Origin of the sequence: Devosia sp., assembly GCF_030689745.1 — a bacterium.
In the GTDB taxonomy this organism is placed as follows: Bacteria; Pseudomonadota; Alphaproteobacteria; order Rhizobiales; family Devosiaceae; genus Devosia; species Devosia alba.
This window is the reverse complement of record NZ_JAUYGL010000024.1, coordinates 23,329-37,493: the sequence shown is the minus strand read 5'-3', so window position 1 is coordinate 37,493 and position 14,165 is coordinate 23,329. Positions and strand designations below refer to the sequence as shown.

Here is a 14,165-nt window from a genome sequence, read left to right as displayed (position 1 = left end):
GTTGGCTGCGACAAAGCGCTATTGGCGCGGGCCGTCGCGGTGTTGGTTCAAACCGGGTCGCGCCGGCAGTGCAGGGCCGCTATGGCAGGATGGCAATTGTTTCGGCGGGCAGGATTGCCTAGATTTCTGGTCAGGGTATGGCAATGGCAGAACAGAGTAACGACAGCACATATTGGGTGTTCGGCTACGGGTCGCTGATCTGGAATCCCGGGTTTGCCCATATCGGCGCCCAGCAGGGCCTGTTGCGCGGTGCCCATCGCAGCCTGTCGATTGTCTCGCACCATCATCGCGGCACACTGGAGCGGCCGGGTCTGGTGTTCGGACTGGCGCGCGGCGGCTCGTGCCGCGGCATGGCCTTTGAGGTGGCAAGCAGTGACTGGGGCGCGGTGCGGGCTTATCTCGAGCAGCGCGAACAGGTGACCAAAGTCTATCGGGATGTGACCCGACCGGTGCGTCTGGCCGATGGCCGGGCGATCCGGGCGCTGACCTTCGTGGTTGATGAGCGACACGAACAATTTGCCGGCAAGCTGACACTGGAGCAGCAATTGGCCATGGTCCGCGCCGGGGTCGGCCTGTCGGGGCGCAATATTGACTATGTGCTCAATACCGCCAGCCACCTGCAGTTGCTGGGTATCACTGATCGGCAGTTGCAGACACTGGCCGACCTGCTGCGCGAAGAGGCGTCAACGGCCGCTTAGGCCGCCTGCGCGCCCGCCAGGGGGTGCGCGCCTTCCAGATCCCAGATGGTCGAGAGCCGCTCGCCAGCAGCGCCCGGTGTCAGCAAGCGATACACGCGGTCGGCGCAATCGAGCGCCAGACGGAAGCGTGAGCGGCTGAGGTGATCACCGACCAGTTCGCTGGTTGATCCGACCCAGAGCACGTGGCTGCCCTTGGCGATCAGGTAGAGCGCGGTATCGTCCATGGAGAAATGTTCGAAATTTTCGATGGCAAGGTCATAGTCACGACCGGAGCGGCCCTGCCAGTGGCTGTGCCGGATGAAATTATGGGTCACGACTGTGCGGCAATTTCCGATCATATGACGCCATCCCGATAGCGATGCTTTGCATTGGAACAAAAATAGAACAAAATGCAGTGGATGTCAAGCCGTCCGTGGCTTGGTAACTATATGTATGGTGCCGTTCGGTTGTTTCGTCAATATGTAGTGGATCAGGGCGTTCCGGACGATTGCTGCTTGAGCGCATCGAACCGGGCCCGCAATTCGGGGCCAATCGGGCGCGACAAGCCTTGGGCCTCGGCTTTGAGGGCCAGGGCATTGGATTCGGTTTCGATGGCTTTTTTGAGTCGCTCGACGAAAACGTCAGCGGACAGTCCAGCCTCAATGGGCGGCAGAAATTTGGCTTCGGCGGTGCCGGGCCAGATGATCGGGCTGTTGCGCCCCCAGAACAGGCCGGAATTGAGCGCCACCGGCACCACCGGTACGTTCAGTTCCATATATAGACGCACAATTCCCTGCCGGTAATCGGGCGGTGCCAGGGGCGCGCGGCGCGTGCCTTCGGGGAAGATGACGATGCGGCAGCCGCGCGCGATGGCGGCATGAGCCTGGGCCATCATGGCGGGGATCGCCTTGGCGCCCTTCTTGCGGTCCACCTCGATGCAGTCGAGCGAACGCGCCGCCCAGCCGAAGAAGGGAATGCGCATCAACTCGGCCTTGATGATGTAGGCCGGCCGGCCGGTATGGGGGAAAATCGAAAACACATCCCAGTCGCTCTGGTGTTTGGCGGCAATGATGCAGCCGCCCTCGGGGATGTTTTCCTGGCCGCTGACCTTGGTCCTGACGCCGGTCAGCCAGCGCAGAATGCGCAGCGTGGAGGTGCCCCAGTACACGGCAATGGCCCAGCTTGCCCGGGTCCGGCCGGAAATCAGGGCGATGGTGCCGAGCACGAGGGCGATCACGATGGTCTGGCCGATAAACAGCGCATAAAATACCGCGGTGCGAATTGCCTGAATGACCATGCTCAATTTCTCCCTGGGGCTGCTGCCAGCGTCATAGCGGGCGGCAACGGTTTTGGCGAGGCCGGACGGCCCGGCGGCGGGCGCTAAACGCGCAGTTCAGGAGGTCTGCACCAGATAGCGCCGCACGGTGTGGCGCGAGGTGATGGCGGTCAACGCCGCGATCACCGGGATCACCGCGGCAATACTGAGCAAGCCGTCAAAGCCCAAGGCAAAACGTCCGAACAGCACGCCAACCTGGGCCCCGGCCTCGCTCGACAGCATATTGCCAGCCGCCATGCCGATCAGGACGAAAAACAGCAAGGCGGCAACAGCGCCCAGCAGTCCACCTTGCAGACCGATTGACAGAAACCGGCCCTGAAACTCGCCGGCAATGAACCTGTTGGAGGCGCCGATATAGTGCAGCACATCGACGATCTCCCGGTTGGTGGCCATGGCGCCCCGGGTGGCGAAGATAATGGCCAGCACGGTTGCGGCGCCGATCAGCAGCAGCACCAGCAGGCCCGAGAGCACGATGGTGCCGGCCATGGTGTTGAGTTGCTGGCGCCAGGCAGCATGGGTGTCGAGACTGGCGCCCTTGACGGCTGCCAGATTGCGCTCCAGCCCGGCAAGGTCGGCATCTTGGGGGTCTGAGAGTTGCACCACCACCAGGCGGGGAATTTCGATGGCCGTCAGGTCAAGCCCGGCCCCGAGCCATGGCTCCAGCAGTTTCTCGCTTTCCTGCAGGGTCAGGGCGCGAGCCGAGGCAACCCCGGCGGTGGTTTCGGCCAGGGAAACCGCCGTGCGCAGATTGGATTCCATCACCTCGCCAGCCACGGGGCGGATCTGAATGGTCACCTCGCGCCCGACATCGGATGACCAGGCAATGGCCGATTTCTGCACCAGCACCACCCCGCCCAGCGTCACCGCCGACAGAAAGCCCATAATGGTAATCAGCAGCAACAGGGTCCGCCCCGCGACGCTCTTTTCGGGAACGATGGGGGCAGCGCCGCCATGGCGCGGCAACAGGGCGAGAACGCGCTCAATCATGGATCGTCAGTTCCCCTTTGCTCAGCAGCATGCGCGGATAGTTGAACTTGTCGAGCAGCGGCAGTTCGTGGGTCGCCAGAATGATGGTCATGCCCAGCGTGCGGTTGAGTTCGGCAAACAGGTGCACCAGCCGGCTGGACAGATCGGGGTCAACATTGCCGGTCGGTTCGTCGGCCAGCAGCACTTTGGGGCGGGCGATGACGGCGCGGGCAATGGCAGCGCGCTGTTTCTCGCCGCCAGATAGCAGGGATGGCGGTGCATTCATGCGTTCGCCCAGCCCCACCCATTCGAGCAATTCGGTGACATTGGGGCGGTACTCGCTCTCGGGTTGACCCAGTACACGCAGCGGCAGCGCCACATTCTCGAAGGTGGTCAGATGGTCGAGCAGGCGAAATTCCTGGAACACAATGCCGATATGGCGGCGCATTTGCAGCAGCCGGTCCTGGTTGAGATTGCTGACGTCCTCATCAAACATGGTGACTTGGCCGCGCGATGGCTTGAGAGCCAGCAGCAGCAGGCGCAGCAGGCTGGTCTTGCCGGCGCCCGACGGACCGGTCAGGAAATGGAAGGAGCCCGGTTCGACGGAAAACGTCAAATCGCGCAGCACCTCGGGGCCATTGCCGTAGCGCAATCCTACATCGGAAAATTCGATCAAGATTGGGGGCTCCCCATTGCTCGGCGTGGTTGGGACGAATCAGGCATGGGCCGCATCATAACAGCGGCGCAGTATCGAAACCGCACACACCGTGCTTGGCCGCAATAAAGCGGCACAAATGTGGTGGATGGCGCCCGGCTGGTCGCAAGTTTGAGGAGTCTTAACACCCTGCGGGTAATTTGAACGACGTCATTTTCGCATCTGCACCAATAGTCTGGCTCCATGATCATCTCCTGTCCACATTGCCAGACCAAGTATCAGGTGACCTACGAGGCCATCGGCTCGGCTGGTCGCAAGGTGCAGTGTGCGCATTGTCAGCAGGCCTGGGATCAGGGGCCGATCGAGCCGGACGAGCCGCCGCCCGCGATCCGCCAGGCCGAGCAGGCGCTTGCCGAAGATGCTCTGGACGATGCCCTGAGCGCCGAGGAGAAAGTGGCAACGGCTGCGGCCGGCAAACCCGGCAAAGAAAAAGCCACCAAGCCCAAAAAGACCAAGAAGGACGACCTCGAGGACGACCAGTCGCGCGGTCAGTCGGCGGCCGGCAGGCTTGATCCGGCCGTGGTGCGCAAGCGGCGCAAGGCCTTTTCGCGCGAAGAAAGCGTGAGCGAGGAGCAACCGGTGGAGCGCTTGCGCCTGGCGCTGCGGATCATCTGGGGTGTCGCGCTGGTGGCGGTCCTGGCCTACGCCTATTGGGGCCGGGTGCAGGTGGTGCAGCGCTTTCCGGCGATGGCCGGCATTTATGAGGCGGTCGGGCTGCAGATCAATGTCGTTGGTCTGGATTTTTCCAATGTGAGCTCGATGCAGACGCTGCGCAATGGCAAGGAAGTGCTGATCGTCTCCGCCCAGATCGTCGGCCTGTCACCCGTCCCGGTGCCAGTGCCTTCCGTGGTCGTTACCCTGATCGGCCCGAACGGGCAGGGCATCTATCAGTGGAGTGTGCGGCCAGCGGTCCGCGATCTGATGATTGGCGAGCGTTCGACCTTTGAAACCCAGTTGACCCTGCCGCCCGGCGAGGCGTCGCGGGTACGGCTGAGTTTTGCCGGTGGTGCGCGGCTCACGGGCAAGACCGTCCGGTCGGCCGGCGCATCCACCCGTCCCGGTGCTGCCGGGCAATCTGATCCCGGCGCTGCCGCCGCCCTCCCAACTGCCAATCCGGAGCATCGTTGATGGCCCGCATTCTTGTTGCCGAAGACGATCCTTCGGTTCGTGCCTTTGTGGTCAGCGCCCTGACCATGAAGGGCCATGACGTCGTCGCCGAAGAAGATGGCGGCCTCGCCGCGGAAACGGTGGATGCCGAAGGCGGCCGGTTCGACCTGCTGCTCAGCGATATCAAGATGCCCATCATGGATGGCATTGCGCTGGCGCTCGATGTGGCGGCCAAATATCCCGACATCATCATTGTGCTGATGACCGGCTTTGCCGATCAGCGCGAACGGGCCCATGGGCTCGATGCGCTGATCTATGATGTGATTGTCAAGCCGTTCACCCTGGCCGAGCTGCTCGCCAAGATCGACGATGCGCTGGCCGGCAAGCCAGTCGAGGTGGTTTCGCTGGCCCGGCAGGCGCGCGAGCCCTAGACCCAGTCGGGCACGCTGTCGAGCGCGATCAGTTCCGCCAGCGACTTGCGCGGGCGGATGACATGAAATTTGTCACCGTCAACCAGCACTTCAGGGATCAACAGCCGGGAATTATAGGTCGAGGCCATCACCGCGCCATAGGCGCCCGCACTCATGATGGAGAGCAGATCACCCTCCTGCACACCGGCCATGGTGCGGCCCTTGGCGAGATAATCGCCGGTTTCGCAGACCGGACCGACGATATCGGCGGTGATCGGGGGCAGGTTGGAATAGTTCACCGGCACCACGTCGTGATGGGCTTCATACAGCGTGGGGCGCAGCAGATCATTCATCGCCGCGTCAACGATGATGAAGCTGGTGCTGCCCTGTTTGACGTATTCCACCTTGGTTACCATGATGCCGGCATTGCCCACCAGCAGCCGGCCCGGCTCGATCACCAGGGTGCAGCCGAGCTGGCCGATCTTGTCGCGCACCACGGCGGCATAGGCCTCCGGGTGCGGCGGGGCTTCCTGGTTGTGGTGATAGGGAATGCCGAGACCGCCACCGATATCGACATGGCGAATATCGTGGCCATCGGCCCGTAACGCCTTTACCAGCTCAGCCAGCAAGCCAAAGGCATTGCCGAAGGGTTCGAGATCGGTCAGCTGGCTGCCGATATGCATGTCAACGCCTACGGCCTCCACGCCCGGCAGTGCGGCAATGCGGCGATAGACCTCGCGGGCGCGCGACAAGGGAATGCCGAACTTGCTGTCGGCCATGCCGGTAGAAATCTTGGCATGGGTGCGGGCATCGACATCGGGGTTGATGCGCACCGAGACAGAGGCGGTCATGCCCATTTCCGAAGCCACCATGGAGAGGCGCTCCAGTTCGGGCTCGCTCTCGACGTTGAAACACTTGATGCCGGCGCTCAGGCCGCGGCGCATCTCGGTAATGGTCTTGGCGACGCCGGAGAATACAATCATCTCGGGCGGAATGCCGGCGGCCAGGGCGCGTTCGAGTTCGCCCAGCGACACCACGTCGGCGCCAGCGCCTTCGGATGCCATCAGCTTGAGCACAGCCTGATTGGAATTGGCCTTCATGGCATAGGCCAGCAGGGTCGGGATGCCCTCAAACGCGGCCTTCACCACCCGCACGTGCCGGCGCAAGGTGGCGCTGGAATAGACGTAGAACGGGGTGCCGACCTTGTCTGCCAGATCGTTCAGATTGACGTCCTCGGCATAAAGCGTGCCGTCACGGTGTTCGAAATGGTGGACCATATGCGTCGATTCCTGCCTTCCATCTTCCCTTGCGGGAGAGGGTGCCCGAAGGGCGGGTAAAGGGTTCTGTCCACCCTCTCGGACCCCTCATCCGGCGCTGCGCGCCACCTTGTCCCGCAAGGGGACAAGGGAGGATGGTCATGCTCTAGTCCAGCGCGGCGCAAAACGAAAGCACGACTTATCGGTTCGGCTCATAAGCAGCTTCAATCTGGGCGGCCACCAGTGCCTGCAAATGCCAGAGATGGGGGTCGTGAATGCCGGCTTCTTCGAGGTGACGGACGGTAGCATAGAGATATTCGGCCATCGAGCCGCGATTGCCCACCGCAGTGGCCAGAACCGCGGCGATCCGCTCGGGGGGCAGTCCGGTCACATAGCGGCCGGAGTGACGATCAATGCAGAAGGTCAGGGCGCGGATGGTGCGCTCGCCGGTTCGGGCATTGACCCAGCGGGGAGGGAAGGCCGATGGCAGCCAACCCATCTCGCGCTCGAGCAGGCGGGTCATGCTGTCGTCAATGCGGTCGGGCGGCAATCGATAGAGCACGCCATTGCAGGCACCGCCGCGATCAAGTGCCAGCATCAGGCCCGGATTTTCGTCCGAGCCGCGAAAGCGGGTATTCCAGCCCAGGCAGAAGGCGCGGTGCCAGCCATGCACCAGTGCAGTGCGCATTTCGACAAAGTCGCAGGCCGGTTTCCAGATCAGCGAACCATAGGCGAACACCCAGAGTTCGTCGCCATGGCGCTGGGAACCGAGCAGGTCGGCAATCGTGGCCTGATGGTCCTCCGGCGTTGCCGCGCGCATGCCTGCGGGCGGTGGCGGCATCTGGTCAGAGACACACTCTGGCTGCAGATAGTCGACATGACGCTGGGTGAGGCGCATCTGTCGCTGTCTGCCGATCATCACTTCACTTCCAGATTCGTGCAGAGATCAATCTAGGTGGCGGCGCGGCCTAAGCAACCCCGCCATCACCATGGCCGCCATGCTTTTTGCGCGCCAGTGGCCTGGGCTCATGCGGCTGGCCGGTGAGTTCGCTCTTCCAGCGCGCCGCCTGGGTCAGCACATTGGCGGGCGCGGTGCCGCCATAGCTCTGGCGGGCGGCGACCGAGGCCTCGACGGTCAGCACCTTGTGGATGCGGCTGTCGATGCGCTGATCGATGGATTTGAAATCTTCGATGGTCAGCCCTTCCAGCCCGCAATTCTTCTGCTCGGCCAGAGCGACGATCTGTCCGGTAATGTGGTGGGCATCGCGGAACGGAATATCGAGTTCGCGCACCAGCCAGTCGGCAATGTCGGTGGCGGTGGAGAAGCCGGCGGTGGCCGAGGCGCGCATGGCCTCGCGATTGGCCGTCAGGTCGCCGACCATGCCGGTCATCGCCGCCAGCGACAGCGACAGGGCATCAAGGGCATCAAAGGCGACTTCCTTGTCTTCCTGCATGTCCTTGGAATAGGCGAGCGGCAGCCCCTTCATCACCATCAGCAGGCTGGTCAGCGCGCCGACAATGCGGCCGATCTTGGCGCGTACCAGTTCGGCGGCGTCCGGATTGCGCTTTTGCGGCATGATCGAGGAGCCGGTGGTGAATTTGTCGCTCAGCTTGATGAAGCCGAACTGGGCCGAACTCCAGATCACCATCTCCTCGGCGAACCGCGACAGATGCATGGCGCAAATGGATGCTGCTGCCAGGGTTTCGAGGATGAAGTCGCGGTCCGAGACGGCATCGAGCGAATTGGCGGTGAGGCGGTCAAAGCCGAGCTTTTCGGCGGTCATGGAGCGATCGATGGGGTAGGGCGTGCCGGCCAGCGCGGCCGAACCGAGCGGGCTTTCATTGAGCCGCTTGCGGGCGTCGAGCAGGCGGCCGGCATCGCGGCCGAGCATTTCCACATAGGCCAGCAAATGGTGGCCGAAGGTCACCGGCTGGGCATTCTGCAAATGGGTGAAGCCGGGCATGATGGTCTCGGCTTCATCTTCGGCCCTGGTCACCAGTGCCAGTTGCAGGGCGGCGATCTGGGCCACCAGCGTATCAATGGTGTCGCGAACATAGAGCTTGAAATCGGTCGCCACCTGATCGTTGCGCGAGCGGGCGGTGTGCAGCCTGCCGGCCGCATCGCCGATCTTTTCGCGCAGCCGGCTTTCCACATTCATGTGAATGTCTTCAAGCGCCCGCGAGAACGTGAAACTGCCGCTCTCGATTTCGGCGAGCACCTCGGTTAGACCGGCAATAATGGTCTGGCGATCGTCCTGCGTCAGAATGCCCGTCTCGGCGAGCATTGTGGCATGGGCGATCGATCCGGCAATATCCTGGCGGAACAGGCGCTGATCGAAACCGATCGAGGCGTTGATTTCCTCCATGATGGCGTCGGGACCGGTAGCAAACCGGCCGCCCCACATTTTGTTGCTCATCGAATACCTCGGAGACCTGTTATGACCGATACGCACGCGCCTCGCCCCGGAGCTTCCAGCCGGGTTCGGCTGCTGGTCACGCTGGGGGTGGCGGGATTGGCCGTAGCTATAGCGGCGTGGGTGTGGCTCGGCAATGCCGGGGTGGCCCGGGAATGTCCGGTGCAGGCAGACGCTGCCGCGGCCATTGATGCGGCGGCGGTGGGTGAACTGGCCGCGCTCAATGGCACTGGCGAAGGGCGCGGTTATGCCACCCTGGCGTTCAAGGATGCCGCAGGTACCGCGCTGACCATTGCCGATTTCAGGGGCAAGGCGCTGCTGGTCAATTTCTGGGCCAGCTGGTGCGTGCCATGCCGCGAGGAGATGCCGGCGCTCGACGCACTGGCCACCAAGTATAATTCCGACAGCTTCATGGTGCTGCCGATCAATCTCGATATCGGGGAAAATGGCCTGGTGAAGGCCGAGAAATTCCTCGCCGACAACACATTCGCCAACCTGCCGCTCTATGCCGACAACACCTTTGCCGCTTTCGATCGCCTCAAGCAGCAGGCGGTCGCGGTCGGCCTGCCGGCGACGCTGGTGCTGGATGAAAATGGCTGTGAGCTGGGCGTGCTGCAGGGGCCAGCGGAGTGGAACACAGCCGATGGCGAAGCGGTGGTTGAAGCCCTGATCGGGCTGCAGGCGGCGCGCTAGACCAGTCGGTCGACGTCGGCGCCGGTGAGCGCGGGCGGTAGAGCAGGGCTGGGATCGAACAAGGCGGCGCGGGCCTGCTGCGCGCTCTCGGCTGTGGCAAGGCGCATGCGCAGTTCGGCGACCTTGGCCAGATGCACGTCGTCGGACGCCACTTCGCGCGCGGCGATGCGATTGATCATGACGATGGGGCTGACGGACAGATCACTGCTCATGGTCTGGTGCTCCCGATACGGTGCGCCGAGGTCAGGCCTGCTTGTCGATCTTGAGGCCCTGGCCGGGCGGCGGCGCGGACAGGGCGGTCTGCATCAGGGTATTGAGCAGATCACTCTGCATGTCGTGCTGCTTCTTGAACACGGCGATCTGGACGCTGTTCTGCAGCGAGGCCGCGTTCATGGACAGCATCTGGGTCGAGAGGTCAGTATTCATGGCGGACCTCCTTTTCGATCATGGTCCAGGTGCTGATTCTACCGGGCAGGTGTAAACAAATCCTGCAATGAATGGTGGTATTGCTCCTGATCGCGAGTCTGCGGCGTTAACCGGCGATTAACGCCATGGGACCGCCGGCCACCGGACAGTCTCAGCCCTTTTTCAGATCGCTATTGCTGCCGGGCACCCACAGCACATCGGCCGTGCCATTGGCATTGGCAACCCGCGACAGCACAAACAGCAGATCCGAGAGCCGGTTGAGGTAACGCAGGGTTTCAGGATTGGTATCGGGTTCGTTCGCCGCCAGCTCCACGGTGATGCGCTCGGCGCGCCGGGTCACGGTGCGGGCCACATGCAGGGCGGCCGCCAGCGGCGTCCCACCCGGCAGCACGAAGCTGTTCAGTGGCGCGATCGACTCATTGTACTGGTCGATCATTTTTTCCAGCGCCTCGGTCTGGATCGGGCGGACGCGCAGCGTGGGGTGGTCCGTGTCGGTATCGTCGGCGCCGGGGGTCGCCAGATCGGATCCGACATCGAACAGATCGTTCTGGATACGGCTCAGGAGTTTGTCGATCTTGGGTTGCGCACCCGAATGAATGCGGGCCACGCCGACGCAGGCATTGGCCTCTTCAACCGTGCCATAGGCTTCCACCCGCAGATCATATTTCGGGCGCCGGGGACCCCGCACCAGCCCGGTGCTGCCACTGTCGCCCTGCCTAGTATAGATGCGATTGATCTTGATCATGCTGGTTAACCCCTACCGCCGCCGGAAAGAAACAGGACGCCCAGCAGCAGTGCCAGGGCAACGGCCTGACCCAGCACGCGCAGGCGCATCAGGCGCTGGCTGGTATTGCCCGAACCGCCTTTGACCATGTTCCACAGGCCCAGGCCCAGGACAACCACGACGAACATCAGGGCAAGCGCGACGGCGATATTGAGGGCGATTTGCATGTTTTCCTACAGAAGCTGGCTAGCCAACTATATACGCAACGAGCCCGTCGGCCAGCGCATCATAGATGGCACGAATTCGGTGCGAGGTGAACAATTCCCTGTGGGTGGTCAGCCAGACCGGCAGCGGGGGAATGGACAGATCGATGGGCAAGGCGACCATGCCGGGCGTATCATGCACCAGCCGGGCCTGTGCAAATCCTATACCCAGCCCCGCCTTGATCAACTCCCACAGGTGCGGCTGATCGTCCGAGCGCAGGGCAAATTGGTCGCGCCGCAGCACCAGGCCGAGCGTCCGGGCGTGGGCAATGATGGCGTCGGAGCGATCAAACCCGATCAGATCGTGGTGGTAGAGGTCGGCGGCCTGACGCGGCGTACCGCGCCGGTCGAGGTAGCTTTGCCGGGCGGTTGCGACCAGGGGCAGGTCGCCGAGATGGCGGGAGATCAGTTCCAGCTGCGTCGGGCGAAACATGCGGATGGCGATATCGGCCTCGCGCAGCAGCAGGTTTTCGGCAGAATCAGAGGGCACCGTTTCGATAGCGATGCCGGGGTAGCGCTCGCGAATCGGTCCGAGCAATTGCGGCAATACATAGTTGGAAATCACCGCACTTGCGGTGAGGCGGACCGTGCCCCCCCATTCGGCCTGGGCGCCTTCGGCCATGATGGCCGCCCCGGCCAGCGCCGACTGGGCCTCTGACACCGGCTCGTACAGGCGCAGCGCGATGCTGTTGGGTTTGAGGCCGCTCAGCGTGCGCTCGAACAGGGCAAGGCCAAGATCGGCTTCGAGGGTTTCAATGTGGCGGCCCACGGTGGGCTGGCTGATGCCCAACTCACGGCCCGCAGCTGACAGCGAGCCATTGGCCACCACTGCCGCAAAGCTGCGCCACAATGCCCAGTCTGGCTCCCTATTCATTATTGAATACCTATTCTGCGATCGTGGCTAATTTCATGACGGAAATGAATAGGCCAAATTGCCGACACCAGCAATGGAGAGCGGTCATGAGTAAAGGCAATATTACGGTTCTGGGTATCAATGGCCATATCGGCCATCACGCGGCGGTGGCGTTCAACGCTGCCGGATTTACCGTGCGCGGCTTTGGCCGCACCAATCGACAACCGATCCCCGGGGTGGAATTCGTCAAGGGTGATGCCGGCCGGCTGGACGATGTCACCGCCGCCATCGCCCAGGCCGATATCGTCGTCAACGCGCTGAACCTGCCCTATGACAAATGGGACAAGGGCCGCGCCGAGGCGCAGCTGGCGACGGTGATTGCCGCTATGGGCAATAGCGGCAAAACACTGATGTTTCCGGGCAATGTGTATAATTACGCCGCCAGCGACCGGCGCATGACGCCGCACACACCGCAGGTGCCGCAGACGCCGCGCGGCGCCATCAGGGTGCGGCAGGAGGAGATGCTGGCTGCCGCGTCACGGGCGGGCAAGTTCCAGACCATCATCGTGCGGGCCGGCGACTTCTATGGTCCCCACAGTACCGGCGACTGGTTCGATCAGGCCATGTTGATGGATATCGGCAAGGGCAGGGTTCTGCATCTGGCGGATCTCGACCTGGCGCATGCCTGGGCCTATCTGCCCGATCTGGGCCGCGCCTTCGCGGTGCTCGGCGCGCAACGCGACACGCTGGGTGCCTTCGAGAATTTTCACTTCGCCGGGCATTTTGTCACCAACAGGCAAATGATGGACGCCGTGATCAAGGGATGGGGGGCGCCGCTCCAAGTGGCGCCCATGCCGTGGCTGGCCCTGCGCGCCATGGGATTGGTCAATGGTGTCGTGCGCGAGATCGTCAAGATGCGCTATTTGTGGAACAATCCAATGGAGCTGGTCGACAGCCGGCTCGACGCCCTGCTGGGCGCCGATTTTGCGACCCCGTTCGACGCGGCCGTGGCGGCCACGCTGGGCGAACGGCTCCAGACTCGCAGAGCAGCGTAAGGACATGGCGATGAGAGCGGAAGAAACGACGGGCGTGGTGCTCTGGCAGCGGGCGGAGGGGGCGCTGGTGTTCGGGGCGGCCCTGGCGCTGTTTGCCCGGATCGATACGGGGCTGGCCTGGTGGAGCGCCCTGGCGCTGTTCTTTGCCCCTGACCTCAGCTTTGCCGCCTATGGGCTGGGCCGCAAGGTGGGCGCGGTGGTTTATAACAGCGTCCATCTTTATGGCCTGGGCCTGGTGCTGATGGCGGTCGGCTCGACCCTCGGCCTGCCGCTGCTCGCGGGACTGGGCGCGCTGTGGCTGGCCCATGCGGGGTTCGACCGGATGCTGGGCTATGGTCTCAAATCAACCGAGGGGTTCGGCTTCACCCATTTGGGGCCGATCGGCCGGCAGAAGCGCTAGAGCCCCAGGGCCCGGCGCACATCGTCGGGCGTCCAGCCCGCATCGCGCAGGCTCGCCAGGGATGGCGAACCCTTGGATTTGGCCAGCTTCTTGCCGTCGTCGGCCAGGATCAGCCGGTGGAAATGATAGATCGGGGTGGGCAGACCCAGCAGCATTTGCAGCAGCACATGCAGGTCCGTGGCGGCCTCCAGGTCGCGGCCCCGGGTGACATGGGTGATGGCCTGCGCGGCGTCGTCGACAACGACGCTGAGGTGGTAGCTGGTTGGGATACCCTTGCGCTGCAACACCACGTCGCCCCAGCGTTCGGGCAGGGCATAGCGGATCTGTGGCCGGTCGGTAATCAGCGGCCCCACGACCGAATAAGTCAGCATGCCGACGCGGTCCAGTGCCGTTTGCGAATCGAGCCGGAACTGCACCGGATCGCCGCGTTGCAGCCGTTCAATCTGCTGGCCACGATCGAGCTGCCGGCAGGTGCCGGCATAGAGCGGGGCGCCATCGGGATCGGTTGCGCTGGACAGCGCGGCAATGTCGCTGCGGCTGCAGAAGCAGGGGTAAAGCAGATCGGCATGGCGCAAATGGTTGCCGGCATCCGCATAGACATCGAGCCGTTCGGACTGCAGCATGACCGGGGTCGGCCAGTCGAGGCCCAGCCAGGCCAGATCAGAAAAGATGGCGTCGACGAATTCGGGTTTACAGCGTTCGGTGTCGATGTCTTCGATCCGCAGCAAGCTGGTGCCACCCAGGGCCCGGGCAGCCTGCCAGGTTACCAGCGCGGAAAAGGCATGGCCGAGATGGAGCAGGCCATTGGGACTGGGGGCAAAGCGCAGGACAGGATGGTGGGATGGTTTTTTCGACACGGGCGCCTTCTAG

At 63.2% G+C, this 14,165-nt stretch carries 19 protein-coding genes; 6 read left to right on the top strand and 13 right to left on the bottom strand.

Annotated elements, in window-relative coordinates:
• The first annotated feature begins 143 nt into the window (after positions 1-143).
• Positions 144-698, top strand: coding sequence for a gamma-glutamylcyclotransferase (locus Q8O80_RS02230; RefSeq protein WP_305576468.1), 555 nt, complete (start codon positions 144-146; stop codon positions 696-698).
• Here the strand turns inward: Q8O80_RS02230 and Q8O80_RS02225 are convergent.
• From Q8O80_RS02225 to ftsE, 4 genes are all read right to left on the bottom strand, one after another.
• Positions 695-1,036, bottom strand: coding sequence for a hypothetical protein (locus Q8O80_RS02225; RefSeq protein ID WP_305576466.1), 342 nt, complete (start codon positions 1,034-1,036; stop codon positions 695-697). The genes Q8O80_RS02230 and Q8O80_RS02225 overlap by 4 nt on opposite strands.
• Positions 1,037-1,167: 131 nt before the next feature.
• Positions 1,168-1,974: a 1-acyl-sn-glycerol-3-phosphate acyltransferase gene (locus tag Q8O80_RS02220; protein WP_305576464.1), complete on the bottom strand. Its 807-nt coding sequence runs from the start codon at positions 1,972-1,974 to the stop codon at positions 1,168-1,170.
• 96 nt (positions 1,975-2,070) lie between these two features.
• Complete coding sequence (locus Q8O80_RS02215) at positions 2,071-3,000, bottom strand: ABC transporter permease (RefSeq protein ID WP_305576461.1); 930 nt, start codon at positions 2,998-3,000, stop codon at positions 2,071-2,073.
• Positions 2,993-3,655, bottom strand: coding sequence for a cell division ATP-binding protein FtsE (ftsE, locus tag Q8O80_RS02210; RefSeq protein ID WP_305576459.1), 663 nt, complete (start codon positions 3,653-3,655; stop codon positions 2,993-2,995). Before ftsE ends, Q8O80_RS02215 begins: the two co-directional genes overlap by 8 nt.
• Before the next feature lie 222 nt (positions 3,656-3,877).
• On the opposite strand from ftsE, the gene Q8O80_RS02205 reads away from it, so the two are divergent.
• Together Q8O80_RS02205 and Q8O80_RS02200 are read left to right on the top strand one after the other, a co-directional pair.
• Positions 3,878-4,822: a zinc-ribbon domain-containing protein gene (locus Q8O80_RS02205; RefSeq protein ID WP_305576457.1), complete on the top strand. Its 945-nt coding sequence runs from the start codon at positions 3,878-3,880 to the stop codon at positions 4,820-4,822.
• On the top strand, positions 4,822-5,232 hold the full coding sequence (locus Q8O80_RS02200) for a response regulator (protein WP_305576455.1): 411 nt from the start codon (positions 4,822-4,824) through the stop codon (positions 5,230-5,232). The genes Q8O80_RS02205 and Q8O80_RS02200 overlap by 1 nt, the downstream gene beginning before the upstream one ends.
• On the opposite strand, the gene lysA is transcribed toward Q8O80_RS02200, so the two are convergent.
• The 3 genes from lysA to argH all read right to left on the bottom strand — a co-directional run bounded on the left by lysA (position 5,229) and on the right by argH (position 8,884).
• A complete protein-coding gene (lysA, locus tag Q8O80_RS02195) occupies positions 5,229-6,488 on the bottom strand; it encodes a diaminopimelate decarboxylase (protein ID WP_305576453.1) in 1,260 nt (419 codons plus the stop codon). The two genes, Q8O80_RS02200 and lysA, sit on opposite strands and share 4 nt — an antisense overlap.
• Before the next feature lie 178 nt (positions 6,489-6,666).
• Positions 6,667-7,386: a gamma-glutamylcyclotransferase gene (locus tag Q8O80_RS02190; RefSeq protein ID WP_305576451.1), complete on the bottom strand. Its 720-nt coding sequence runs from the start codon at positions 7,384-7,386 to the stop codon at positions 6,667-6,669.
• Positions 7,387-7,435: 49 nt separating this feature from the next.
• The gene (gene argH / locus Q8O80_RS02185) at positions 7,436-8,884 is read right to left on the bottom strand and encodes an argininosuccinate lyase (protein WP_305576449.1); all 1,449 of its coding nucleotides are present in this window, start codon (positions 8,882-8,884) and stop codon (positions 7,436-7,438) included.
• A gap of 21 nt (positions 8,885-8,905) precedes the next feature.
• Between argH and Q8O80_RS02180 the strand changes: the two genes are divergently transcribed.
• Positions 8,906-9,574, top strand: a complete 669-nt coding sequence (locus Q8O80_RS02180) for a TlpA disulfide reductase family protein (RefSeq protein WP_305576447.1) — start codon at positions 8,906-8,908, stop codon at positions 9,572-9,574.
• On the opposite strand, the gene Q8O80_RS02175 is transcribed toward Q8O80_RS02180, so the two are convergent.
• The 5 genes from Q8O80_RS02175 to Q8O80_RS02155 form a co-directional block, all read right to left on the bottom strand.
• Entirely contained in the window at positions 9,571-9,786 is a 216-nt protein-coding gene (locus Q8O80_RS02175) for a hypothetical protein (protein WP_305576445.1), read from the bottom strand. The genes Q8O80_RS02180 and Q8O80_RS02175 overlap by 4 nt on opposite strands.
• Positions 9,787-9,817: 31 nt before the next feature.
• Positions 9,818-10,000 carry a putative motility protein gene (locus tag Q8O80_RS02170; RefSeq protein WP_305576443.1) on the bottom strand — a complete coding sequence of 61 codons (183 nt, stop codon included), beginning with the start codon at positions 9,998-10,000 and terminating at the stop codon, positions 9,818-9,820.
• A 151-nt stretch (positions 10,001-10,151) separates the two neighbouring features.
• On the bottom strand, positions 10,152-10,745 hold the full coding sequence (locus tag Q8O80_RS02165; RefSeq protein WP_305576441.1) for a cob(I)yrinic acid a,c-diamide adenosyltransferase: 594 nt from the start codon (positions 10,743-10,745) through the stop codon (positions 10,152-10,154).
• Between the two features lie 5 nt (positions 10,746-10,750).
• Positions 10,751-10,951: a twin transmembrane helix small protein gene (locus Q8O80_RS02160; protein WP_305576439.1), complete on the bottom strand. Its 201-nt coding sequence runs from the start codon at positions 10,949-10,951 to the stop codon at positions 10,751-10,753.
• 19 nt (positions 10,952-10,970) lie between these two features.
• Positions 10,971-11,861 (bottom strand): LysR family transcriptional regulator, encoded by an 891-nt coding sequence (locus tag Q8O80_RS02155; RefSeq protein ID WP_305576437.1) that lies wholly within the window; start codon positions 11,859-11,861, stop codon positions 10,971-10,973.
• Positions 11,862-11,947: 86 nt separating this feature from the next.
• Here Q8O80_RS02155 and Q8O80_RS02150 point away from each other — a divergent pair, with 86 nt between their 5' ends.
• Together Q8O80_RS02150 and Q8O80_RS02145 are read left to right on the top strand one after the other, a co-directional pair.
• Positions 11,948-12,895 carry an NAD-dependent epimerase/dehydratase family protein gene (locus Q8O80_RS02150; RefSeq protein WP_305576435.1) on the top strand — a complete coding sequence of 316 codons (948 nt, stop codon included), beginning with the start codon at positions 11,948-11,950 and terminating at the stop codon, positions 12,893-12,895.
• A 10-nt stretch (positions 12,896-12,905) separates the two neighbouring features.
• Complete coding sequence (locus tag Q8O80_RS02145; RefSeq protein ID WP_305576433.1) at positions 12,906-13,295, top strand: DUF4260 domain-containing protein; 390 nt, start codon at positions 12,906-12,908, stop codon at positions 13,293-13,295.
• Here Q8O80_RS02145 and gluQRS read toward each other — a convergent pair.
• Positions 13,292-14,152, bottom strand: a complete 861-nt coding sequence (gluQRS, locus tag Q8O80_RS02140; protein WP_305576431.1) for a tRNA glutamyl-Q(34) synthetase GluQRS — start codon at positions 14,150-14,152, stop codon at positions 13,292-13,294. The genes Q8O80_RS02145 and gluQRS overlap by 4 nt on opposite strands.
• Between the last annotated feature and the right edge of the window lie 13 nt (positions 14,153-14,165).